Here is a 25,164-nt window from a genome sequence, read left to right on the forward strand (position 1 = left end):
TTTTAAACTATCAATTTGCAAAGTTACACGAATATTTGTCTAAAAGAACAATATCCCACAAAATATGTTACCTTTGCAAGAGTAGAATTCTTATAACAAAGAACAAGTATGATTGATTTAAACCGCAAATTGCCCATCGGAATACAAACTTTCGAGAAAATCCGCAAAGGAAATTATCTGTATGTAGATAAAACCGCCCTTGTCGGAAAAATGGTGTCCACAAGCATCCCCTATTTCCTTAGCCGTCCCCGACGTTTCGGAAAAAGCCTGCTGATTTCCACTTTCGAGGCTTACTTTTTGGGACGCAAGGACTTATTCGAAGGACTAGCCATCTCACAAATGGAAGTTGACTGGCAAGTCTATCCGGTTTTTCATATTGACTTGAATGCACGCAAGTATGATTCTCCGGCAGATCTGATAGCGATGCTCAACCAACATCTGGAAAAATGGGAAGCAATCTACGGAACCGAAAAGCAAGATCGACAACCGGAAGAACGATTCGCCTATATTATAGAACGCGCATGTGTGCAAACCGGAAAGCAAGTAGTCGTATTAGTAGACGAATATGACAAACCTCTTTTGCAAGCTCTGGATAATCTGCTCTTGTTTGAAGAATACCGCAAAATGCTAAAAGCATTCTATGGAGTATTGAAAAGTGCTGACCGCTATCTGCGTTTCGTATTTCTGACAGGTGTTACCAAATTCTCACAAGTCAGTGTATTCAGTGATTTGAATCAACTGAATGATATCAGCATGAAACCGCCTTATGCCACCATTTGCGGCATCACCAAGCAGGAACTGATAGATACATTCACTCCGGAATTGGATAAGCTGGCCTCATACAACCGGATGACACCAGAAGATACAATCCATAAGATGACCTCACTTTACGACGGGTATCATTTCTGTGAATATGCAGAAGGCATGTTCAATCCGTTCAGTGTATTAAATGTGTTCGATGGATATAAATTTGAGAATTACTGGTTTCAGACAGGCACTCCTACTTTCCTTGTCAAGATGCTGATGGATAGCAACTATGACCTGCGAACGCTCATTGACGGAGTGGAAGCAAACGCAGCGTCATTCAACGAGTACCGGGCAGAAAGCAGGAATCCTATTCCGCTGATTTATCAAAGCGGGTATCTGACGATTAAAGAATACGACCCTCGTTTCAAGACTTATCAACTTGCTTTTCCCAATGATGAAGTGAGATATGGCTTTATGAATTTCCTTCTGCCATTCTACTCTAATATTCCCGATAATGAGCAAGATTTCTATATTGGCAAATTTGTCCATGAGTTGGAAAGTGGCAATATCAATGCTTTTCTAACCCGCCTTCAAGCCTTCTTTGCCGATATACCTTACGAACTGAATGACCAGACAGAGCGGCATTACCAGACTGTTTTCTATCTGATATTCAAACTCATGGGACAGTTCACACAAGCAGAAGTACGCAGTGCAAAAGGACGGGCTGATGCAGTTGTCAAAACACCGAAGTATATTTATGTATTCGAATTCAAACTAAATGGCACAGCCGAGCAAGCATTACAGCAAATCGAAGATAAAGGATATCTTATCCCTTATCAGGCAGATGAACGGGAAGTCAAAAAGGTTGGAGTAGAATTCAGTACTGACACACGAAATGTCAGTCGATGGCTACCCGAGGAATAAGAGAGTATAATTACTTCTTCCTCATATTTATCTACAAATGATTCATATTAAACCTCCCAACACTTCCACCCTTTGTTGGCACAGATATACACAATGTACGAACGAACATGGTAATTGGGGAATTTTCTTTTTGTATCTGCGGCATAACCTTTCACTTGCTCTACGTGTTCTACCAGCGGTTCGGTGAGCGCAAGCATACGGTCGGCATCTTTGGAACGATAGTATTTAAATTCCACCACGCGATCGTCCGTGTAATAATCCGTGCCGGGGATGCCGATCATTTCAAAATCCGAACGACCGACGGAGTTATTTTGTTCGATGGCAAAAGTGTAACAATGGCTCAAATAGCGGGAGACAAGCTCGTAGAAAGAACAACGGATAAAGTTCTCGTTGATCTTATCGAAAACCTGTGCGGGGAATTGTCCCAGATATTGCTCGAAATAGTTCTGCACAAGGGGTTCAAAACTACGATTGGAATCATAAAGTTCATAAACCGGGACGTAACGACTGGCGTTACCTTCGATCTTGTTCAGTTGGTTGTAATAATCCATGTAGATGCTGCGCATGGTCATGTTGGGGAGCACCATGCGGTATGCACTCTTCAGGGTAGTCATACCTAAGTAGAACAGGCTGACGGGATAGAATTCTTTCTCAAAAAATTTCTTCTTGTTGAATTTGCCGGACAGATCTCTGACGTTGTATGACAATTCACCGCCTATCACCAGGGCATCGAGCATCTCTTTGGCGTTGTTCTGCGAAAGAGTCAGGCGGCGAATCCAGTTGATGTCCGTACGCAGGTTCTCATCGATCAGTTCGGAGGGAATACTTCCGGCATTAGCGGCAAATTTCTTAAAAAAATAAGTTAAGATAGTGGAGTTAAAAAGACGTTCACCGACAGGGCTAAAACGATAACCGTCGTAGTTGTTCACAATAAGCTGCCAGATTTCCTCGAAGCGTTCTTCGCTTGCACCGGGAGCATATTTATCAAGTACATAGCGCAAGTATGTTTTCGTTTCTTCATAGGTGAAGCCGAGCATATTCAAAAAAACGGGTTTGAATGTGAGGATTTCCGCAATGTTGTACCCGCTGGTCAGGTCGTCCATGATGACAGGCAATACGCCTGTGCAGAAACAAGTGCGAATCGTGCCTTCGCCGATACCCGCTTTGATAACTTTAAAAAAGGTGAGAAGAAAACTATCACTAGTGGTTACTTCCTCATAAAGTGAGTCATTATAGGAAGTAAGCAGTTGATTGGTGAAGTTATCGTATTCGTCAATCAATATATATGCTTTAGGCAATCCATGTGAGCTGATATAACCCAAAAGTTCCTCCAACATCTGCACAGCATTTCCTCGAGTTGTAAACTGAAAATCACCAAACAGGTCTCGGTTATGTTCTACCGTAACTTCCACGGGTCCACAATTCAGGTCATTGAAGTTCTGTACCACCCCTTCCATATCATCCGCCATCACCATAGCCGAGAAGTCATAACGAATCACCAAATATTGATTATGTTCTTCCGTAGGATGTTCGCCAATCCAGGTGCCGCCAAAAAGTTCTTCAAAACGATTCGCTTTCGTACGGTCGTAGTAGTGGGCCAACATGGAGATGAGCAGACTTTTCCCGAAACGACGGGGACGGAGAAAGATGGGAGCATTATAGTCTTCAAGCCCCGGAATGTAATTTGTCTTATCAACATAATAAAAGCCACGTTCACGCATTTCTGCGAAGTCGGCCACTGCGTATGGAATCGTTATTCTTGCCATAATCGTTGATCTTTTCTTTCGGTAAAGACAAAAGTACTAATAAATTAGTACCATAAAAAAGATAATGCGAAAAAGATAAATAAATACCAAGCTCAATTATGGCTATATACATAAGTCTTTGATGAAAAAGAGGGCAAAACAGAGAAAAAGATCAAAGTTATGCATTTATCATGTATAGCCCTATACACGAAGGCTGCACAACTCTATACATGATGCGTGTATAGAGCTATGCAGCCTCTCTGCATAAACCTGGCGGGACATTGCTCCGCCAGGCCAAGAGAACATTTATGCCGCAGGATCGGGCGCCTCTCCTCCGCCGCCTTCGCTACCACCGGAACCGGAGCCGCCTCCTGCATCGGGTTTCGTGCCGACGTAGAAAGTAGCGATAGCGGTTCGGGGTGTCTTCAGGAGCGTGCTTCCTGCATACTGTGTAGTGACGGTGAGGGTATATTCGCCATCGGCCAGACCGGCAGGAACAATGAATGTGAGTTGTGACGGGTTGTTGACGGCCAACATATTGAGGTCGACAGGTGTGGTTTGTTCTTTGCTGTCGGTGATAGTGATGCCGACGGAAGAATCCGTACCTGCAATTTTCAACATACGGCCATTGACCGTGAACGGACGGCCTGCAGTGGCGGTGGCAGGTGAGAATCCGGCAACGTACATCACGCTTTGGCGTTCGCCCAAAATACTGATAGAGGTTTGGGCGATAGTTTCACGCAGTTCTTTGTCTTGGGTGAAGGAGACGTAGACGGAATTCTTCTCGGGATTCCATTTTCCGCCATCGATAACACCGCGGAGTTGCGCTACGGCGTGGTAAAGACCGGTGTTGACACTATATCCGCTAAGGATGAGATCGCTCACAACACGGTTGTAGAGCTTCACGACGTGCTCGATGGTTTCGGGACGGAGCCCGGTGTCTTCCTTGTGCATCTCATCGAGTATATCCTGCAACGAAAGATTACCGGACGATTCGAGCTGACCGATCTTATCGTCTTTGTTGTCGACGGTTACAGTGTTGTCGACTAACCAGATTTTCAATACATTCTTCATAATTTTTCTTATTAATTAGTTATCATTCAAATAAATACAATTACTGCTATTAGCAGTCTTTACGATACTGATAATACCCACTCGCTTTGTGTGATATATGTAAATTAGTAAACCAACTATACGAACCATCTCCCACAATCTCGGGTTCTTACAAACAGCTATTACATCAATAGAGAGCACTTTTCAATTTACCAATCTTTTCGGAAAGCAAAATAATATGACGCTGCCAACGCCTCCGTTACCTCTACGTTATATCGAGGATATTCTCCATTGTTAGTATCATGAAAACAGCTTAAAAGCCCCATAATTCTCATAACATTTGCAACTTCCTGTATATAGTCTCTATAAGGAATATTCTCTGCAACAGCTACTTTTCCAAGTCCCTCATTCAGGGCGATTGCACGGGATTCATCCTGCAGATTCTCAAAGAATAAACCTTCTTCATTTGTCATTATCGGCTTTATATAAAAAGAAATGCCCCCATATCGTTCTTTCGTTATCCCCGCTATAGGTTTGCGTTCCGACCCGCTTGCCCAAGGGTTAACCGCAGTATCCCACACAACATTCCACGCCAAATCAATGTAATCGCCTACTACAATGCCACCCTGTTCTTTGTCCATCATTGCCGTAGTTCCTCCATCATCTGCAAGAGTCAACATGATGTCCGGCATCGCTTCACGCAGTGCCTTAACTAATTTTGGATAAGAAGTTTCATCTAACTCCGGTGCTCCAGTCTTGTCATATCCGGCACCTTCATCACGCAAATGGACGCCATCCAGTTGATACATTTTCACAGCCACTTGGACTTGTGCTACAAAATCAGCAATTTGCACATCTGTTAAATTGGCAAAACCTATGCCTGTTCCTCCACCTTCGATGGAAAGGCAGACTTTTATACCACTCCGCTTCAATGGTTGAATATATTGAGCATAGTTTTTCAACACATGTTCTATATCAGGTGTAAATTTCAAAATTGCTCTACGGGAAGACTCGTCGTATTTCAACAAAGCTTTTCGTAAATTCACTATATCAAATACCGGGACGTTTTCGTAAATAGTTTTTCTATCCCGACGGGATTTCATATACTGCAATTTAGAAGTATATTGGTCAGCAATCAAAGGATTCATCATTTCAGTATCAATATACGCCACCACTGTATACGGTTTATTCGACCTGTCCTGACGTTCCATTTCCACTTGGCAGATATAATAGAAAAGCTTGTACTGATTACCATCTTCATCCGTCGCCAACAATGGCAATAAATAATAAGAACCAATAAGCTCCATATTTGACACAGTAAAACTTATCCGTGTCGATTTTCGTTCACCTGCCGCTACCGTCACCTTTCCTCCATTAGTTATCGTAAATTTATTCTCCCAATCTTCCACAAAATTTGCACCCACTTTATAAAATTGCTCTGTAATCGATGGTATATCCTGGAGAACTAATGAAGTATTTATACCAATTGTGAATGTCATATCCCGCTCTGCCGGCTCCACCAATTCTACATATAGTTCATCACTTCCCTGTTCTACAAAATCAAGAAAAATAAATTTATTTCCCGATTCTGAAGCACTTTGCAGGAAAGCAGCTTCCCCAACTTCCTCCGGTGATACTGTAGACTTGTCATGTGCTACGTTCGGAGCCACCAACGCCGCATCTTCTTCGCAAGCTCCCATCACCAGTGCCAATAACACGCACAAAGAGATATTTCGTATTATTCGTTTCATAATCATATACATTTTAATAGTTATCTGTAATCTCCTATTCCTGATTTATTTTCGGCACCTCAATGCCACTTGGCCATAGTTCAGCATCCGTTTTACTATAAACTTCAACATGGTCGCTTGCTTTCCAATAAGGGACTACTTTCGCATTGTTCCCATGTCCAGTACGGTCTTTGACTTCCATCCCTGTTCCCTCATCAAACTTCCAATAGGCACACAAAGCTGGTTCTTCAGTAGGGTCGGGAATATCATACATATTCTCCCAAATCTGTTCTTGAGTACGAGCTACATTCCAAATGCGAGCTTCACATATTTCACCATCAAACTGGCGGCTTATATCGTGCGACTCTCCATAAGAACGCCCAAAATAGAAGTTAAAATCACCCCCATTCCCAAATTCATCATCAGGTAACTTATCTCCCAAACTGATGCTAGTCAAGTCACTTTTGCCATGACTGGTACTTATGCTTTGTAATTGTCCGTTTACATAGAAAGCAATAGTAGCAGTAGCTATGTCCCATGTCAATGCCACATGATACCACTCACCTGCCAATAGTAATTTCTGGTTACTGATTTCTGGAAATTTGCCGAATGTTGTTTGCGTCTGCAACTGTTGATTCGGAAAGTTTGCATCACCGATACGCATCAAGAAATATTGTTCTATGCCCATGATAGAGGATATTTCTTGCTGGAAATTGTTGACTCGTATAATAGCCTCCATTGTCACTGCCGTCAAATTATTCACCACATCCGCTGTCGGACTTCCTTTATCAAATCCCGGAACAGTGACATAGACATTTTTCAAATTCATAGCTGTTGTTATAGCACTGGAACGACGTACCAAATAATACATCGTGCGTGAACCATCCATAATACCTACTCCTTCAGCTCCTCCAATGGAAAGCGGGCAGAGGTAAGTAACGTCAATCTCCAACTCATCGAGTTTGGAGAATTTAATGCCTACTTCTTCAGAAGTGGTCTTTCCGGCAGGAATTACCACTTCTGTTTTCAATAGCTGATAATATGTTTCAGGCAGCACTTCATAATGCGTGTCGTTCTTTGCATTATATTCACTAGTCAACGAAGCGTCTACCTTCAAGCTGACCTTCACATCATCCCCCGAAGGATAAGACAACTTCACTGTAAAAAGTTTCGTCTGGCTTGTCACCTTCCGATTAAAAGTGAAAGTTTCTGTATTCTTACTAGCAGCTATATTCAGATACGCCGAATTGTCAAACGGTGACTTTTCGCTGTAATCCGTATTATCACAGGCAACCGGCAGAAATAACAAAACTGCGGCTGCAAAGCACTGATAAAGTTTATGTATTCTCATAGCTTACATCGTTTAGTGAGCCGAAGCAGGATTCAGGAATTGAATACCTCCACGGGTCTGTTTATAAATAATATCAGTATCGTAGTAATCGGCAGAGATATTGTAAATAGCAATACCTCCCAATGGTGTTTCCATATTGAGAGCACCGTAAGCAGCTCCGGCGATGGCATTGCGCGTCACTCCGTTATAGTCGGTCAATGTACCGTCAGGAGTGACAGCCAACAGCAGGCGATCCGGAGCGGCCTTGCCATATCCGGTGGCATAGAATACAGAGGTTTCTATATCATATTCATCGGATGCACCGGAAATATCGAGTACGAAATAGTTGAAAAGGCTGCGCTGCGCTTCCGGCAACAAGGAAGGAGTACCCTCAAAAACTAACAGACACGGGGTCTGTCCCAAAGCATCCAGCAGCGACTTTAACGCCGAGACGTCTACCGCAGAGCCTTCCGAACCGAGGGCAAGCCCGTCAAATGTCCCTGTACGCACTGCCTCAACAGCAGAAGTAATAGAGGTATTCAGTTTATCTTTAGCCGTGCAATCTATATAGTAAAGCACTTTCGTACCATAATCCTCACGTACCAACTTCATATCCTCCCGGTCATATTCGGACAGACGGTCGGCATTACGCATCGTCACTATATCGATACTGTCCGGCAACGCACGGAGAAAGTCCTTCTCACCGGTAGATACTTCCGGAGCATTATCCAACCGGGCATAAACAACAGCATGTTTCGTTGCTTTATATGCACGAAGATTCTGTGTGTACGCTGCATACTCCTGCGGATTCTGTTCCTTAAACCCATTCACCTGACTATCGTGTATTTCCATTTCCGTCCAGTCGTCGCAACTGATGGTGGTAACCGACAGGAAAGTAGTCAGTAGGCATAACTTAAAGATTGATTTATATTTCATAATCTCATTGATTTAAAGGTTCGTTCTAGTTTGAGGATTGACTATTCTCAATGGAATGGTCTTTCTTATCCCACCAAAGTTTAGTTCCTGCGGCATCGGGACCATTCAGCATTTCTACAGCTTGATCGATGTATTTCGGATTCCCTGTATATTCATCGGCCGGGAAAGGCAGACGACGGGGACCGATTGTTACATTCACACTATTATTGGGGTCTTTATTCTCCACGGCAGGCAACAACTTCGGGTAGCCCGTACGACGATGTTCCGCCCATGCTTCCAGCCCCAGCGGGAATATTGCAATCCATTTTTGAGTAATGATACGCTCCAGGTTCCGCTCGAAATACTCCGCTCCTGGTTCCCAGGCAATCGTAATGGTACTTACCGCCGGATGGCTATACTTAATATCAGCCCCGTCCATCGGGTTCACATAGTCTATAGGCTTTTTCTCCGCATCCTTCACATATTGGTCCGCTCCGGTGGCTCCGCCACGCTCTTCGAATGAAAGGGCAATAGCCTTTTCATACAATGCCTGCGCATCGCCTCCCATATTCCAACCACGCAACGCGCCCTCGGCACGAAGGAAAGTCACCTCCGCCGCATTCATCCAGAGATAAGGGTCGGTGCTGGAAATCACCTGCTTTGAGTAAAGATTAATCATGTCGTCTTTCTTCTGGGTAAATATGCCGATACGTACACCGTAATAATCGTATACATCGACTTTCTCGCCATCCTGATCGACTGTCTGCACACCTTTGACAAACATCTTATCCAAACGCGGATCTTCATAACCTTTCATAATAGAAACTAAATCGGCACTAATACGGTAGTCATTCCAGTTATTAAACAGTAACTCCGAACGGTTCTCCGCCACATGAAGCATGGCGTTGTCCTCATTCGATTCAATCACTCCCGCTTCCACAGCCTTCTGCGCAATACGTTGCGCCTCGGTAGGATTGACATAGCTCATACGCATGGCAATGCGAAGTTGCATGGAATGTACAAACTTACGCCATTTGGAAATATTTCCGTAATACAAGTCTTCCAGTTTGCGGAAAGCCTCGGACGACAGGTCTTTGTTTTCCTCCAACACTTTATCCGCTTCTTCCAGTTCTTTCAGCATCTGTGTATATACCTGCTCCTGCGAATCGTAAGCGACAGCCAGGTCTTCACCCGAATTATCATTATCCATCATCTTCGAATAAGGAATCGGACCATAAATGTCCGTCACACGATGCATGATACACACCCGGAGAATTTTACCAAAAGCTAAAGCCACAGGGTCATCCGTCTTGTTCATCATATCGCGGTACTGCGGGTACATATCTTTAATCGGATCGGCAAACGGGGATTTGAGCCATCCCTGTTCGGGATTGAAAGTAGAGAATTTCATCACCCAAGTGTCTACAATTCCTTCCAGATAACCACCGTATGCTCCTCCTGCCATGGCATCCATAAACTGGTAAAGGTGTTCACGTGTAGGAATCACCAATCCCTGCATTCCTTTGAGCGTAGCACCTACAATATGATTCTCACGCTGCATTTCATCTCCGTCCGCTTCGTACATACTCCGGTTGATGTCGCTGTCGAAACAACCGCCCAACGGAAGCAGAAATAATGAAAGGATCATTATCAGAAGAATGTTATATATTCGTTTCATGTCCATCATAGTATTTAGAAGTTAATCTTTATGTTAAATCCTATATTCCGGGTACTCGGCATCATGAAGTAGTCGATTCCCTGATAATAGTTGTTCGTAGTAGCTACTGCTTCAGGATCGAAAGGAGCTTTACAGTAGATCATCCAGAGATTTCTGCCCACAAGGGATACATTGATATCACAAACATTGCCCAGCCAGCGGCGCGGAACGGTGTAACCGATATGTGCCTCCTGCAGACGCAGGTTGGTAGCACTATAAGTATAGTAGGTAGGCAATCCGCTCTGCGATGCTACCACTTCATAGAAGCTTTGCGGATTCACGCGGCTACGGCCGTTTATCCATACTCCTCCGGCATCACGCGCGGCAGCAGATGTTTCAGATACTCCGTAGAGATCAAGATAAGCCTGTGTTGCCGAATAAACGATTCCGCCCAAACGGGCTGTCAACAAGAAACCGGCATTGATACCTTTATAAGAGAAGCTATTATTCCAGGCTAAATTTGCCTTAGGAAGTACGCTTCCCAACTTTATGTCACCGGCATTGTCGATGGCTGTCACATTGCCGCTATCGTCAATCAGGACATTACCGTTAATATCACGCTTTAAATCGGCATGGGTATAAAGATCGCCCAGCGTACCACCTTCCTTCAGGATAAATTTCGCCTTTCCGAATCCGCGACCTTCATCGGTTTTGAGTTCCAGTTTATCGACGTTGTAAGTTTTGCCCGTTTCCGGGTGAACATAATCCTTCACTAGTTCGACGATTTCATTCTTGTTGGCCGAGAAAGTAAAGCTGCTGTCCCAGCCGAAATCTCCCCAACGATGCCCATAAGACAACATAGCCTCGAAACCATAGTTGCGTACATATCCGGTCTGTACATACAATTTGTCATATCCTGACGAAACAGGAAGCCGAGGATCAAATGTCTGATTATAAGTATTGGCGTAATAGAAAGATCCGCTCAATTTGAAATCTTTAAACAGGGTTGCATCCAGACCTACTTCCCATGAGTCAGTACGCTCAGGGTATAGTTTACCAATGGGATAATTCGTCTGCGATTTCCAGTCCTGCTTATTGGCATCATACGAGTAAGTAGGATAGGTAAGAAAACGAGGATAAGGATTACCTACGGAACTGAACGATCCACGTACTTTAAGATAATCCACCCAATCAGGCAGTTTCAACATTTCAGTGATGACAGCCGAAAGCCCTACGGAAGGATAGAAGAATGAAGCCTGCGGAGAATGTGTCAGCTGCGAAGCCCAGTCGTTACGTCCTGTAACGGTGAGATAAAGCATACTTTTCCACCCTACTTCGGCACTGGCAAAAATAGATTCGGTCGCTTCGCGCCAACCCACCTGCGTAGCACGTTTTTTTGCGTTGTCAAGGTCGTAAACATTGAACAGATTAGGAATACCAGTTTCTCGTATAGGCCCCGCATAGCCCAATTCCTTACTAGTCACTCCACTATAACTGGCACCGATATTGGCTACAATCGTAAAATCCTGAATACGTTTATTAATATTCACCAACACATCGGCATAAGTCTGCGAATATTGTCCGTTATTTACTGTATAATGGCCTTGTGAACTACCGTCAGTCAGCGTGTTGCTACTGCTTGCATAAAGCTTGCCTTCATATTCGCTATGAGTATTGTCGATGCGAACACGCCCTGCCACATTCAGCCAGTCAAGAATCTGGTAACTCAAACCTGCTGAAGCCATATAGCGTTTCTTATTGTTGAGACGGAGATTACGGTAAGCAATCCAATAAGGATTCTGCATACGAAGGTCACCTTCGCCCTGCGGCCAAAACTGTACGCTAATTTTCCGGGCTTCATCCCAACGCTCGAAATTCTTCACTATAGAGAAATCATCCCCACGAGGGAAAAGATAAGCAGAAACCAACGGATTGGAGTACTGCCCCTGATTGGTCATATTACGGTCGTTCTGAAGAATATAGCTTGCACTTACATCCAGTTTCATCTTGTCATTCAAGAAACTGGTCGTATTGCGGAAAGTGAAATTATATCTGTTATACCTATTGTTGGGAACCATCCCTGCCGAATTGACGGCAGCCGCAGAAAAGAAAGTCTGATTTTTATCCGTTCCGGTAGACAACGTAACGGAATTTGTATATACCGCACCCGTATCAAAAAAATCATCCGGCTCATATCCTGTTTGAGCAGCCGAGTTTAACTTCGGTCCCCAGCTATAAATATTGGAATTTCCTGTTTTACCATTACTACCTGTACCATAACGGTCCTGGAACTCGGGCATCTTAAAAGCATTCAACCATTCGATGCCACTTGATACACCTACTTGCAGCTTACCTACCTGTCCTTTTTTTGTAGTAATCACAATCGCACCGTTTGCCGCATTACTACCATAAAGGGCGGCAGCTGCCGCTCCAGTCAGTACGGAAATGCTTTCTATATCTTCCGGATTAATATCAGCAATGGCCTCGGTAGCTCCCTTTGAACCAAATTCCGTATCTCCTCCGCCACCGAAATTATACATCGGAATACCGTCAATCACATACAAGGCGTTACTACTCTGTTCAATAGACTTTGTTCCACGCATCACCACTCTACTTGCCCCACCGACACCGGAAGAGCTCGTATTGATAGTAACACCCGCAACTTTACCATTCAGGCTGTTTACAAAATTAGCATCCTTAATCTGGGTCAGTTCGTCGGACTTTACTTGCTGTACGTTGTAGCTCAATGCTTTCTGCTCGCGTTTGATGCCAAGTGCTGTTACAACAACTTCACTCAACAGTTTTGTATCCGAAGCCAGTTGCACGCTATATGTATTCTGTCCGGTTACTTTTACCGTCTGTGGAGTGTAACCTACATAACTGATACTCAACACACTTCCAACAGGAGCTTCGAGTATAAAATTACCGTCAATATCCGTAATAGAACCGACACTCGTTCCCTCTACATGTACATTGACACCAATTAACGGCTCTCCGTTATCATCCAGCACACGGCCGGTGATACGTTTGACAGAAGCTGCTTCCGCTTCTTGTTTTTCCTGTGGAACGATGATTACATATTTTCCTTTTAACTGATAGGTATATCCCGTATTTCTAAGGATTTCTTTGAGAGAACTCTCCAGCGTGGCTTTTTCTAACGCCAAATTGATGGAGGGTTTGTTTTTCAACTGCGACTCGTTGTAACCAACGGACAGTTTCGTTTGTTTTTCCACCTCTTTCAATGCCTCGATGACCGATATGTTTTTCTTATGGATCGTAATCCGGACATTGCTACTTTGAGCAAAAGTAGGAGCAGAAAGGAGCAGACAGCACAAAAAAAGCATAAATACTCGACTGATTGCCTGCTTATTGGCTATAAATTCATAAATTTGCTGCATCTTCTTAGTATTAGTTTATACAGATAAAGTTAGATTCTCGAATTTAGTAGCGTCTGGTTAACGCTAATAGTAAGAATTTCGATTTCACATCCGGGGGAAGGTTGCAGCTTCTCCCGGATATTTTTTCCGCATAGGCTCAATGTATTTTAAGGTTAATATTCAGTGTTTACAAGTTCTATTTTGTTCCCCGGTGCCGGAGCCTATCTTCATCGGTGCCGGAGACGCCCTTCCCCGGTGCCTGAAATATAGCACTTGTCTCCCACTATTTTATAGTCCAGATTTCCCGTCACACGAGCGATAATATCCATCACTTCTTCCATAGAAGCATTTTGCCCGAAAGTAAGATTGAACCGGTCTTCTTTCAGACTACGGAAACTATAAACAAAGGTGTAAGGGTATTTGCGTTCGAGACGGGTGAAGATTTCTTCCAATGTCATACTGCGGAAAACGATTTCGCCACGTTGCCAAGCAGTGACATCCTGCATATCAGGATGAAGTACGTTTCCGGAGCGGGTACGTTTGTTATAAGCCAGTTGCTCGTTCGGCTTCAAGATCTCCTGCCCCTGCTGATTATTGTACTCTACCAACACTTTTCCGGAAATCAGGGTAGCTGTCACTTCCTCTTCGTCGGGGTAGGCTGTCACGTTGAATTCCGTTCCGAGTGCCGTCACCTGAAAGTCCGAGGACTTCACGATAAAAGGATGCTCTTCGTCACGTTTCACCTTGAAGCCGGCTTCTCCCACAAGATACACACAACGGGTATCACCCTTAAATTGCTGTGGATAAAGTAAAGTGCTTTGGGAATTAATCAATACCTGCGTACCATCCGGCAAAGTGATGTTCCGCATCTCGGCGGTAGGAATATATGCTTGCAACAAATCTGGTGCCTGCCGGTTCTGCAAAGCCAGATAGATAGAAACGGAAGAAAATGCAATCAACAAAGCTGCCGCTACGCGCCACACTACCAGATGAGTACGTAAAGAATGTATCCTGCGCCTCGTTCCGATGCCTGTCAGTTCACGCATCCGTTCCAAAGAATGACGGTAGCCGGAAGTCGTTGCCGATTCGGTAGCTTCCCAAAGTTGATTGAGTTCATGATCTTTTTCATCGGCACGTTCTTCGTCGGTCAGCCATGTACGGAAATCCTGATCGACTTCTTTCGGATAGTCGTGATTGATATAACGGTCGATTACATCGCGAATATAATTCTTCATAAGGTGATATTTATTGTTCTGTTTAGAAACGCTTACGTAAATATCACTACTCAGCAAGGACAACTACGGGAAAAGACGGAATAGAATAACAAACATTAACACTTTGCGGAGTTCCGTCAATGTTTTATAGATGTGATCTTCTACGGTACGCAAGGGGATTTGCAGTTTATCTGCTATTTCTTTATGAGAAAGTCCTTCAAAACGGCTCATCTCAAAAACCCGTCTACGGCGATCAGGCAACTGACTGAGTGTCATCCTAATAAGCATTAATACTTCTTTATAGTATAGATTTTCTAACAGGGAGGAATCTTCGTCACAAAGTTCACCCAACAACTGGGCTTTCAAAACTTTGTCTTCATATTCCTGCTCTACCTTCTGATGCTTGAACAGGTTGAATATTTCATTCCGAGTCACAGTATAGAGATAACCAGTCATGGTTTCCTGATCTTGCCAAAGTTCAGGACGTGTCCATAACTTAAGAAATATATTCTGGGCAATGTCTTCCGCATCCTCCTCCGACTTGGTCAACAACTTCGCAAAGTTCTTCACACGAGGGAAGTTAGCGGCATAAAACTGCTCAAAACGGATATCCAATTCTGCTATCGTTTCGTTCATCTGTCGAGTCTTTTACTATGAAACCCGGGGCAAATATAGGCAAAATTAATTTCAGGCAATGGATGCAAACAAAAAAAACATCCCACCTTTTAAACCAAAACAAGTCTAAAAGGTGGGAATATTATAAGATTCTAAAGAATCTCAGAAGTTATTCTTCATCCATCAGAATTTCCAAAATCTGACAAGCAGCCTTCGCCACCGGAGTACCCGGACCAAAGATAGCAGCTACACCTGCCTTATACAGGAAGTCATAATCCTGTGCAGGAATAACACCACCGGCAATCACCACAATGTCTTCACGTCCCAGTTTCTTCAGTTCTTCAATAATCTGCGGAACCAATGTCTTATGACCGGCAGCCAGTGAAGAAACACCTACTACATGAACATCGTTTTCTACCGCTTCACGAGCAGCTTCTGCCGGAGTCTGGAACAACGGTCCCATATCCACGTCGAAACCACAGTCCGCATAACCCGTTGCTACTACCTTGGCACCACGGTCATGACCGTCCTGTCCCATCTTTGCAACCATGATACGAGGTTGACGTCCCTCTTTTTTCGCAAACTTCTCTGCCAGTTCACAAGCACGCTTGAAGTCGCTATCGTTTTTACTTTCTGATGAATACACGCCTGATATAGTTCTAATTATTGCTTTATAACGTCCTACAACCTGTTCGCACGCATAAGAAATTTCGCCCAAAGTAGCACGAACACGAGCTGCTTCAACTGCCAGTTCAAGCAAGTTACCCTTGCCGGTCTTCACACATTCAGTGATAGCTGCTAATGCCTTGTCCACTTCAGCCTGATTACGTCCTTCTTTCAAACGTTTCAGGTTTTCAATCTGTTCAAGACGAACTGCCGTATTATCAATTTCAAGGATATCAATCGGAGCTTCTTTTTCCAAACGATACTTGTTCACACCCACAATGGTCTGCTGACCGCTGTCGATACGAGCCTGTGTACGTGCAGCCGCTTCTTCGATACGCATTTTAGGAATACCTGTTTCGATAGCTTTCGCCATACCACCCAGTTTTTCAATTTCCTGAATATGTTCCCAAGCCTTGTGTGCCAGTTCGTTCGTCAGAGATTCTACATAGTAAGAGCCGCCCCATGGGTCAACGTTCTTGCAGATGTAAGTTTCTTCCTGAATATAAATCTGTGTGTTACGTGCGATACGTGCAGAGAAATCTGTCGGAAGAGCAATAGCCTCATCCAATGCATTGGTATGCAAAGATTGGGTATGTCCCAAAGCTGCAGCCATAGCCTCAATACAGGTACGTCCTACATTGTTGAACGGATCTTGCTCCGTCAATGACCATCCGGAAGTCTGTGAGTGAGTACGCAAGGCCAGTGATTTCGGGTTCTTCGGATTAAACTGTTTCACAATCTTCGCCCACAGCATACGTGCGGCACGCATCTTGGCAATTTCCATGAAGTGATTGGTTCCGATTGCCCAGAAGAAAGAAAGACGCGGAGCAAATGCATCAATATCAATACCTGCTGCTGTTCCGGCACGGAGATATTCCAAACCGTCAGCCAATGTATAAGCCAACTCAATATCTGCGGTAGCACCTGCTTCCTGCATGTGATAACCGGAGATAGAAATAGAGTTGAACTTCGGCATCTTCTGTGAAGTGTATTCGAAGATATCAGAAATAATCTTCATAGAGAATGCAGGCGGATAAATATAGGTATTACGCACCATGAATTCTTTCAAAATATCGTTCTGGATAGTACCTGCCATTTCTTCGAGTTTAGCACCTTGTTCCAAACCGGCATTGATATAGAATGCCATAATCGGAAGTACAGCACCATTCATCGTCATGGATACAGACATCTTATTCAAAGGAATACCATCGAACAAAACCTTCATGTTTTCCAATGAACAGATAGATACACCTGCTTTACCTACGTCACCCACTACACGTTCGTGGTCGGGGTCATAACCGCGGTGAGTAGCCAAGTCAAATGCTACTGACAAACCTTTCTGACCGGAAGCCAGATTACGGCGATAGAAAGCATTGGATTCTTCGGCAGTAGAGAATCCGGCATACTGACGGATGGTCCAGGGACGAAGGGTGTACATTACTGAATACGGACCACGCAAATAAGGAGGAAGTCCGGCAGCATAGCCGAGATGTTCCATTCCTTCGAGGTCTTCTTTTGTATAAACAGGCTTCACTTCAATGTGTTCCGGTGTTTTCCAGTCAGCGGAGATACCGTTAGCCTTTTGCCATTCAGCACCATTAGCAGGCTGAAATGCGGCATATATATCGATGTTTTTAAAATCTTTTCTCATCTTACTTCAATAGTTTAGCGTTAAACTCTTTCAAGGTATCCAATACGTTGACACGAACATGGATGAAGTTTTCGATACCTGCGGCTTTCAAGTCATCCATACAAGCCGGAGCACCGGCAACGATAAACATAGCACGACCATTCAAGGCCTTGAAAGCAGGAACCGCATATTCAGCATATTCATCATCGCTGGAACAGATGACAACAATATCAGCTTTCGCAGCCATCGCTGCCTCTACTCCTGCCTCTACTGTTTCAAATCCTAGATTATCGACTACTTCATAACCGGCACAAGCCAGGAAGTTGCAAGAATATTGTGCACGTGCCTGACGCATCGCCAAATTACCGATTGTCAGCATAAACGCTTTTGGACGTTTGCCCGATGCTTCCGTTTCAAGACGTAACGCTTCAAACTCACTGGCTGCACGATCGAATACCAATGTATCCACATCTTTCTCACAAGTATGAGAGTCACCTCCACAGCAGCATTTTCCTTCCACAGGTTTCTTGTCACCGGCTTTTTCGTTAAAATTCGGGAATTGGTTAGTACCCAACAGAATTTCACGACGCTGTGCCACTGCTTTATGACGAGCTTTATTGCTTTCGTTTACTGCTGCCTGAACTGTACCAGCCTTTAATGCGGCATAGAAACCACCTGCTTCTTCGGTAGCAAGGAAAAGTTCCCACGCTTGTTTAGCAATAGATACAGTCAGGTTCTCAATATAATAAGAACCGGCAGCCGGATCAATTACTTTATCGAAATGAGATTCTTCTTTCAGCAATAGTTGTTGATTGCGAGCCAGACGTTCTGATAACTCATCCGGAGTCCCATAAGTCTTATCAAACGGAACGACTGTCATCGAATCGACCCCACCCAAAGCGGCACTCATTGCTTCAGTCTGTGTACGAAGCAAATTCACGTGTGCGTCAAACAAAGTTAGATTAAAAGTAGAAGTTTCAGCATGAACCGCCATTTTTGCTGCACAACGACATTCGCCGTTAGCTCCCTTATTATCACAATCACGCAGACATTCAGGTTTATAAGAAGCTACGATATTTGCCCACAACAGACGTGCGGCACGGAACTTCGCAATTTCAAGGAAGTAATTGGAACTGATACCGAAGTTGAATTTTATCTTTTTAGCTACTACGGCAGCAGGAATACCGGCATCAGTCAACTGATTCATGTATTCATTACCCCAAGCCAATGCATAACCCAACTCTTGAGAGATATAAGCTCCGGCATTGTTTAATGAGATTGCATTTACATTCAATACACGATAAAAAGGAAGCGGCTGGATAGCTTCGATCAACGCTTTCGCTGTCTGTACCATATCCCCTTTTTCCTTACCGCGAGTCAGCATCTTATTGAAGAAATCATAATTGATAGAGCCTTTCAGCTTCTTCACATCATAGTCTTTCTTCTGGAAATAAGCCACCAGCAAATTAGCCAACTCCACAACATGCCCCTGGCAAGTTGAGAAATTTAATTCAACGCACTCTGCCTGAATATCATTCAACAGCGTCTCGATATATTCCGCATTGAGTTCTTTTGCTTTTACATGGAAAGATAGTGAATCAACACCCTTATTTAAGATGTCCAGTGCTTTTGCATTGGCCTCTTTGGGGCATTCTACCCTGATTTCCTGGCGAACCAACCACTCATTGTTGTCTTTTTTAGTTCCTCTCAGATAAGGGAACTCTCCGGGAAGCGCATCAGTAGTTTTTAAACCCTCCAGATCTTCCATCCGGTAGAAAGGTTTCACTTTAAACCCTTCGTTTGTTTTCCAAACGAGCTTCTTCTCAAAATCAGCACCTTTCAAGTCGGCTGTAACCTTCTCCATCCATTGTTCGGTAGAGACAGGAGAAAAGTCTGAGAAGAGTTTTTCTTTTTTGTCTGCCATAGTTTATCTAAAATTAAAACAAGATTAATATTGTCTTTATTTTTATCTATCTCTTTCTAATTGTCTGTTGTTCGACATGCAAATATAACCAATAAGTTAAAACAAAACTTCTTTTTATAGAAAATTCGCACACCTCTCACTCTCGCATAGAATCTGCATAGAAATTCTTCATTCTTTATTTTTTTAGTTCTCCATTTATTTGATTTGCTCCAATGTTATGAGTAATTTTGCACCCGTTTTTAGAAAAACATTATAAAAACTGCTATATTATGGATTGGTTACAAAGTTTATTGTGGGCCCCCAGCTCCGTAGCTCACATCGTGCTTCTCTACGCATTTGTAGTGGCAGCCGGAGTGTATTTGGGCAAGATAAAGATATTCGGAGTATCTTTGGGCGTCACATTTGTTTTGTTTGCCGGCATCCTAATGGGACATTTCGGCTTCACAGCCGATACACACATCCTACATTTCATCCGTGAATTCGGATTGATCTTGTTCGTATTCTGTATCGGTCTTCAGGTGGGGCCATCTTTCTTCTCTTCTTTCAAAAAAGGAGGAATGACATTGAACCTGTTGGCTGTAGGCATCGTAGTGTTAAATATTGCCGTTGCACTGGGGCTTTACTACCTCTGGAACGGCCGAGTAGAACTGCCGATGATGGTAGGTATCCTCTATGGAGCTGTCACAAACACTCCGGGACTTGGTGCCGCCAATGAAGCATTGAACCAGCTTAATTACACTGGTCCACAAATCGCACTGGGATATGCGTGTGCTTATCCGCTAGGGGTAGTAGGTATTATCGGTTCAATCATTGCTATCCGCTACATCTTCCGTGTCAATATGGCTAAAGAGGAAGAAAGTCTGAAAATCCAAAGTGGAGATGCACATCACAAACCTCACATGATGAGTCTGGAAGTACGCAATGAATCAATCAGCGGAAAAACTTTGATTGAAATCAAAGAGTTTTTAGGCCGTCAGTTCGTTTGTTCCCGTATTCGTCATGAGGGTCATGTAAGTATCCCTAACCATGAAACCATATTCAATATGGGGGATCAATTATTCATTGTCTGTTCAGAAGAAGATGCTCCTGCAATTACCGTATTTATCGGTAAAGAAGTGGAACTCGACTGGGAGAAACAAGACCTTCCCATGGTTTCCCGCCGTATTCTGGTGACTAAACCGGAAATCAACGGAAAGACTTTAGGATCTATGCATTTTCGCAGTATGTACGGAGTGAACGTTACCCGCATCAACCGTTCCGGTATGGACTTGTTTGCCGATCCAAATCTGGTACTTCAGGTAGGTGACCGTGTAATGGTGGTAGGTCAGCAAGATGCAGTTGAACGTGTAGCAGGTGTTTTGGGTAATCAGTTAAAACGTCTGGACACACCGAACATTGTGACTATTTTCGTTGGTATCTTCTTAGGAATTCTTCTGGGTAGCCTTCCTATAGCATTCCCCGGTATGCCGACTCCTCTGAAATTAGGTTTGGCAGGCGGACCGCTGGTAGTAGCTATTCTTATCGGACGTTTCGGTCATAAGCTCCATTTAGTGACTTATACCACCATGAGTGCCAACCTGATGCTTCGCGAAATCGGTATCGTGCTCTTCCTTGCCAGTGTCGGTATAGATGCCGGAGCCAACTTTGTGCAAACGGTAGTCGAAGGTGACGGATTACTATACGTAGGTTGTGGTTTCCTTATCACCGTTATCCCGTTGCTTATAATCGGTGCTATCGCAAGATTATATTATAAGGTAAACTACTTCACCCTGATGGGATTGATAGCCGGTAGTAATACCGACCCGCCCGCATTGGCTTATGCCAATCAAACAACATCCGGAGATGCTCCGGCAGTAGGGTATTCTACAGTTTACCCATTATCCATGTTCCTCCGTATTCTGACGGGGCAGATGATATTATTAACGATGATGTAAATCATATTTAGCTTATAAATAATAAAGCCGGTCATATCCTTCAATGGAATATACCGGCTTTATTTCGTTTTCTTATAGACTTCTTCTACGCCTATTATATAAGCTGTAGTTTCTTCACTACAAATTCTTCTATAAACCGAACTGTCTCTTCAACTCCCAAAGAAGAAGAATCGACACATAAGTGATAAGTAGCAGCTGCTCCCCACGTTTTATAACTATAATAATTATAATACTCCGAACGTCTCTTATCCGCTTTTTCTATCATTTCTTCTGCAGCTTCCGCATCAATATGATGCATGGCGCATAATCGCGCAATACGATCTTCCTTAGAGGCCGAAATAAAAACATTCGCACAACGGGGATGTTCACGCAGAATATAGTCCGCACAGCGTCCGACAAAGACGCAAGATTTTTCTGCCGCCAGATGACGAATCACATCACTTTGCACTTTAAACAGGGCATCATTACTCAAACAGTTATTACATGGCATAGCTCCTTCACTGATAAAAGGAAAACGCATGCCGAACAATCCGCCAATAATACCTTGCGAAGCTTTCTCATCCGCTTTTTCAAAAAATTCTTTGCACAACCCGCTTTCTTCAGAAGCCAGATTAATCAATTCTTTATCGTAGAAGTCAATCCCCAAACGGGCTGCCAACTTCTCTCCTATTTCTTTTCCGCCGCTACCTAGTTGCCGACCGATGTTGATAACATAATTACCGCTCATAGTACATTTTGTTTTATGGTTCTGTAGCAAACATACGACTTTTTTCTAAAAATCACATCATCAAACGAAAGTTATATTTGAAAGTAACGATGAAATACCCTTTTATTTCCTGCGTACGATACTCATAAAAGCCGTCGGAAGTTGCCATACGGTTATAACTTTTCCTCTTTCCTAAAATGTCTACCCAATAAGCAGACAGTTCTGCTTCTTTCTTTTTCAAGAATCTCCAGGTAGCACTCGCATTCCATAACATCTCATCATCTTCTCCTTTACGGATATTCGTACCATTACGGAAAGTATAAGCCCCATCCGTCCGTAATTGTATGCCCAAAGGAAGATCAACATATCCTTCCAAACGGAAATTATAATAACGAGTATATGTATTGTTATCATTCACAGAGTTGAGCGAATACTGATAATTCCAGGAAGTAGAGAAGTCAATACCTCCCCAGGCAGGCTGATAAGAAACATTCGCTTCACAATTCAAGCCGGTGTCACGCGTTGTACTTTTCACCGGCTCAAGACTTCTATCTTCATTAATCATGCTGACACTATTACTATGATTACCGTTCATATCCAACCGTAAAGAGAAATGTCCTAAACGTTTCCACCAGTTAGCACTTCCATACACATTCCAGTTACCGTTTATATTGACAGGATATGTCTCACGTCCGCCAGTCTGTGCATCATATATCATTACCTGTGTAACGCTATTCTGTTCCAACTGTCCTCCAAGATTCGCAGATATGCCTTTTTTAGAATGTTGAAAGCTTATACGCATACTATGAGCAAACATTTGCTTCAAATCCGGATTCCCTCGAGTAATATATAATGGATTGCTATTATCTGTAAGTGGCATTAAGTCCGATAAAGAAGGTTGCCGGGTTCTACCGTCATAATTAAAAGTAATTCGTGCCTCTTTCTTTTTCCAGGCCAGCCATATCATAGGCTGAAAGTCGATAGTATGCACAGTGGTATCCGCATACAATTTCCCCATTTTCCGTTCAATGGTTCGCCTTTGCGGAGTAATCCCTAATGATGCATTCACCATCCATGTATCATCAGAGTAATTGAAGCCTACATTCAGATCATGTCCATTAGTACGACTATGACTTCGATTACTCAAACTATCTACATACCCCGTTTCATAGTCAGGAGGCAACTCACCAAAAACATCCGACTTCGCCAAAGAAGACAATTCATAAGTGTCGCGGTTATCGCGTTCATAATGAGTGTTCCAGTTATACGCTGCACGAATATGCATTTTCTTACCGATAGGTTGGGTGAAGTTAATCCCTACCCGCCACGAATTATTTTTCTGGGGTGACTTCAAATACTGGTTACGATAAAGCAATGAATCGTTGCCTTGCTTATCTTTGAGACGGAAATAAGTAGTTTTTGAAAGCGAAAAACTTTCATTATCCCCCCAAGAATCCGAACTTTGAATGTTCAATCCTAAAGTTGTACCTTTTTCATTCAGCCGCCTCATAATCCCCATCATCCAATTATAACGGTTCGATTGCCCTTCCGAACGCGACCGGTTTTCACTACGATTTACTTTGATATCTTGGGAAATCGATTCAAAATCATCGAACAAGCTTTCATGATTGACGTTAGGAGGAGCGTCAAAAGAAGCATTCTGGCTATTACTTTCATTCCGGTTAGGAGAAAAGCTGAAACCACCGTTAAAATGTATGCGTGTACGTTTATCCACTTCCCAACTACCCATGATATTAGAATTGAACGACCGACTTTTAGAGTTACCCTCATTAGTGGACGCAGAATATTGGTTACCAGCAGTTAAATATTGCTCCTGATACATGGAAGAAATATTTCCGTTCCGATTGAGATTATAGTTCATGCTTCCGGTCAAAGAAAACTTCTTTCCGAATTTATGAGTCATATTCATTCCCACCGAATTATTAATATTATCCTTGTAAGTGCTATTCTGATATCGGTTGGTGGAACGTCCTATGAAAGAAAGATTTTCCCCGTCTTTGCTAAAATAATTCACCTGCCCTTCTAAATCCTTCTTTTGATTGTTTCCATATCCCACAGTGGCATTCGTCAGCCAGGTTTTATTCAATTCATCCTTAGTCTGCAAGTCAAGTACATATTTCTTTTCTCCTGAACCAATTCCGGTAAATTCTTCTTCTTTTGATTTTTTATCGTACACTTTCAACTTACTAATCAAATCTGCCGGCAGATTTTCGAGTGCCGTCTTTTTATCTCCGGAGAAAAAGGATTCACCATTCACATTGATTTCACTGATAGGTTGTCCGTTATATGTCAGCGATTGATCTTTCTTATTATACACCAATCCAGGAACACGCTTCACCAAATCCTCCAAATAAGCTCCATCGGGAGTTTTATAAGCTGCAGCATTAATAACGGTAGTATCTCCTTCCATCACTACCTCTTGCAATTTCCCGGTCACTATCACTTCCCCAATCTGAATATCATCATCCTTCAATGTAAGTGTACCAACATTCACTAATGCCGAATCCCCCAATACATGATATACGGATTGCATTCCCATAAAAGAGACTTTCAACAGATACTGTTTTTTCTTCTGCGGCTGGTAACTAAGAGTAAAACGACCATTTTTATCGCTTGTTATTCCTTTTATGAAAGTAGAGTCATTCTTTTGCAAAACAACAACACTAGCCGAAGGTAAAGGTTGTCGTTTATTACTCCCAGGCTCCAACGTCTGCACTCTGCCTTTGACAGTTCTTGTTTGTTGAGCATATAATATAGTATGTATGCAAAGTAACAGCAAAAGTAGTCCACATAGTCTACAAGTTTTCATGTCAATAGCAGTATAAGTCTGTTTTTTAATTGAGTCAGAATTGTGGAGGTAAATTTAAGGAGTTTTCCTGAAAGTATATCACTTTATTCATTTTATTAAAACTTATTACATTCCAATCACACAAGGTCACAGTATAATCTAAAAAAAAAGACTTTCCCATCAATCAA

General features: G+C 43.1%; 15 protein-coding genes. 2 read left to right on the plus strand and 13 right to left on the minus strand.

What is annotated here, in order from left to right; translation table 11 throughout:
• Nucleotides 1–108 precede the first annotated feature (108 nt).
• Complete coding sequence (locus tag BSAG_RS22300; protein WP_008770741.1) at nucleotides 109–1,671, plus strand: ATP-binding protein; 1,563 nt, start codon at nucleotides 109–111, stop codon at nucleotides 1,669–1,671.
• A gap of 47 nt (nucleotides 1,672–1,718) precedes the next feature.
• Here BSAG_RS22300 and BSAG_RS22295 read toward each other — a convergent pair whose 3' ends face one another.
• From BSAG_RS22295 to mutA, 11 genes are all read right to left on the minus strand, one after another.
• Nucleotides 1,719–3,437 carry an ATP-binding protein gene (locus tag BSAG_RS22295; RefSeq protein ID WP_008015586.1) on the minus strand — a complete coding sequence of 573 codons (1,719 nt, stop codon included), beginning with the start codon at nucleotides 3,435–3,437 and terminating at the stop codon, nucleotides 1,719–1,721.
• A 285-nt stretch (nucleotides 3,438–3,722) separates the two neighbouring features.
• On the minus strand, nucleotides 3,723–4,490 hold the full coding sequence (locus BSAG_RS22290; RefSeq protein ID WP_004313567.1) for a DNA-binding domain-containing protein: 768 nt from the start codon (nucleotides 4,488–4,490) through the stop codon (nucleotides 3,723–3,725).
• 188 nt (nucleotides 4,491–4,678) lie between these two features.
• A complete protein-coding gene (locus BSAG_RS22285) occupies nucleotides 4,679–6,232 on the minus strand; it encodes a glycosyl hydrolase family 18 protein (protein ID WP_008015585.1) in 1,554 nt (517 codons plus the stop codon).
• 22 nt (nucleotides 6,233–6,254) lie between these two features.
• Nucleotides 6,255–7,550 carry a DUF1735 and LamG domain-containing protein gene (locus tag BSAG_RS22280; protein ID WP_004313565.1) on the minus strand — a complete coding sequence of 432 codons (1,296 nt, stop codon included), beginning with the start codon at nucleotides 7,548–7,550 and terminating at the stop codon, nucleotides 6,255–6,257.
• Between the two features lie 12 nt (nucleotides 7,551–7,562).
• Nucleotides 7,563–8,465, minus strand: a complete 903-nt coding sequence (locus BSAG_RS22275; protein ID WP_004313564.1) for a glycoside hydrolase family 18 — start codon at nucleotides 8,463–8,465, stop codon at nucleotides 7,563–7,565.
• Between the two features lie 25 nt (nucleotides 8,466–8,490).
• On the minus strand, nucleotides 8,491–10,131 hold the full coding sequence (locus BSAG_RS22270) for a SusD/RagB family nutrient-binding outer membrane lipoprotein (protein ID WP_004313563.1): 1,641 nt from the start codon (nucleotides 10,129–10,131) through the stop codon (nucleotides 8,491–8,493).
• A 5-nt stretch (nucleotides 10,132–10,136) separates the two neighbouring features.
• The gene (locus tag BSAG_RS22265) at nucleotides 10,137–13,499 is read right to left on the minus strand and encodes a TonB-dependent receptor (RefSeq protein WP_004313562.1); all 3,363 of its coding nucleotides are present in this window, start codon (nucleotides 13,497–13,499) and stop codon (nucleotides 10,137–10,139) included.
• Nucleotides 13,500–13,705: 206 nt separating this feature from the next.
• Entirely contained in the window at nucleotides 13,706–14,713 is a 1,008-nt protein-coding gene (locus BSAG_RS22260; protein WP_004313561.1) for a FecR family protein, read from the minus strand.
• A gap of 63 nt (nucleotides 14,714–14,776) precedes the next feature.
• Nucleotides 14,777–15,328: an RNA polymerase sigma-70 factor gene (locus BSAG_RS22255; RefSeq protein ID WP_004313560.1), complete on the minus strand. Its 552-nt coding sequence runs from the start codon at nucleotides 15,326–15,328 to the stop codon at nucleotides 14,777–14,779.
• A 148-nt stretch (nucleotides 15,329–15,476) separates the two neighbouring features.
• The gene (gene scpA, locus BSAG_RS22250) at nucleotides 15,477–17,624 is read right to left on the minus strand and encodes a methylmalonyl-CoA mutase (RefSeq protein WP_008641116.1); all 2,148 of its coding nucleotides are present in this window, start codon (nucleotides 17,622–17,624) and stop codon (nucleotides 15,477–15,479) included.
• 1 nt (nucleotide 17,625) lies between these two features.
• Entirely contained in the window at nucleotides 17,626–19,527 is a 1,902-nt protein-coding gene (gene mutA, locus BSAG_RS22245) for a methylmalonyl-CoA mutase small subunit (protein WP_008770738.1), read from the minus strand.
• Nucleotides 19,528–19,796: 269 nt separating this feature from the next.
• Here mutA and BSAG_RS22240 point away from each other — a divergent pair, with 269 nt between their 5' ends.
• Nucleotides 19,797–21,461, plus strand: a complete 1,665-nt coding sequence (locus BSAG_RS22240) for a putative transporter (protein WP_004313557.1) — start codon at nucleotides 19,797–19,799, stop codon at nucleotides 21,459–21,461.
• 94 nt (nucleotides 21,462–21,555) lie between these two features.
• Here BSAG_RS22240 and BSAG_RS22235 read toward each other — a convergent pair whose 3' ends face one another.
• Together BSAG_RS22235 and BSAG_RS22230 are read right to left on the minus strand one after the other, a co-directional pair.
• Nucleotides 21,556–22,188 carry an AAA family ATPase gene (locus BSAG_RS22235; RefSeq protein WP_004313556.1) on the minus strand — a complete coding sequence of 211 codons (633 nt, stop codon included), beginning with the start codon at nucleotides 22,186–22,188 and terminating at the stop codon, nucleotides 21,556–21,558.
• A 52-nt stretch (nucleotides 22,189–22,240) separates the two neighbouring features.
• A complete protein-coding gene (locus BSAG_RS22230) occupies nucleotides 22,241–24,997 on the minus strand; it encodes an outer membrane beta-barrel protein (protein WP_008997273.1) in 2,757 nt (918 codons plus the stop codon).
• Nucleotides 24,998–25,164: the final 167 nt, after the last annotated feature.

It is taken from the genome of Bacteroides sp. D1 (assembly GCF_000157095.2).
Taxonomy (GTDB): domain Bacteria; phylum Bacteroidota; class Bacteroidia; order Bacteroidales; family Bacteroidaceae; genus Bacteroides; species Bacteroides xylanisolvens.

What these genes read in the sequence shown, in the direction of transcription:
- BSAG_RS22300 (WP_008770741.1), top strand. Translation starts at nt 109, where the DNA reads ATGATTGATTTAAACCGCAAATTGCCCATCGGAATACAAACTTTCGAG.
- BSAG_RS22240 (WP_004313557.1), top strand. Translation starts at nt 19,797, where the DNA reads ATGGATTGGTTACAAAGTTTATTGTGGGCCCCCAGCTCCGTAGCTCAC.
- BSAG_RS22255 (WP_004313560.1), bottom strand. Translation starts at nt 15,328, where the DNA reads ATGAACGAAACGATAGCAGAATTGGATATCCGTTTTGAGCAGTTTTAT.
- BSAG_RS22260 (WP_004313561.1), bottom strand. Translation starts at nt 14,713, where the DNA reads ATGAAGAATTATATTCGCGATGTAATCGACCGTTATATCAATCACGAC.
- BSAG_RS22235 (WP_004313556.1), bottom strand. Translation starts at nt 22,188, where the DNA reads ATGAGCGGTAATTATGTTATCAACATCGGTCGGCAACTAGGTAGCGGC.
- BSAG_RS22270 (WP_004313563.1), bottom strand. Translation starts at nt 10,131, where the DNA reads ATGATGGACATGAAACGAATATATAACATTCTTCTGATAATGATCCTT.
- BSAG_RS22290 (WP_004313567.1), bottom strand. Translation starts at nt 4,490, where the DNA reads ATGAAGAATGTATTGAAAATCTGGTTAGTCGACAACACTGTAACCGTC.
- BSAG_RS22285 (WP_008015585.1), bottom strand. Translation starts at nt 6,232, where the DNA reads ATGTATATGATTATGAAACGAATAATACGAAATATCTCTTTGTGCGTG.
- BSAG_RS22230 (WP_008997273.1), bottom strand. Translation starts at nt 24,997, where the DNA reads ATGAAAACTTGTAGACTATGTGGACTACTTTTGCTGTTACTTTGCATA.
- mutA (WP_008770738.1), bottom strand. Translation starts at nt 19,527, where the DNA reads ATGGCAGACAAAAAAGAAAAACTCTTCTCAGACTTTTCTCCTGTCTCT.
- scpA (WP_008641116.1), bottom strand. Translation starts at nt 17,624, where the DNA reads ATGAGAAAAGATTTTAAAAACATCGATATATATGCCGCATTTCAGCCT.
- BSAG_RS22280 (WP_004313565.1), bottom strand. Translation starts at nt 7,550, where the DNA reads ATGAGAATACATAAACTTTATCAGTGCTTTGCAGCCGCAGTTTTGTTA.
- BSAG_RS22265 (WP_004313562.1), bottom strand. Translation starts at nt 13,499, where the DNA reads ATGCAGCAAATTTATGAATTTATAGCCAATAAGCAGGCAATCAGTCGA.
- BSAG_RS22295 (WP_008015586.1), bottom strand. Translation starts at nt 3,437, where the DNA reads ATGGCAAGAATAACGATTCCATACGCAGTGGCCGACTTCGCAGAAATG.
- BSAG_RS22275 (WP_004313564.1), bottom strand. Translation starts at nt 8,465, where the DNA reads ATGAAATATAAATCAATCTTTAAGTTATGCCTACTGACTACTTTCCTG.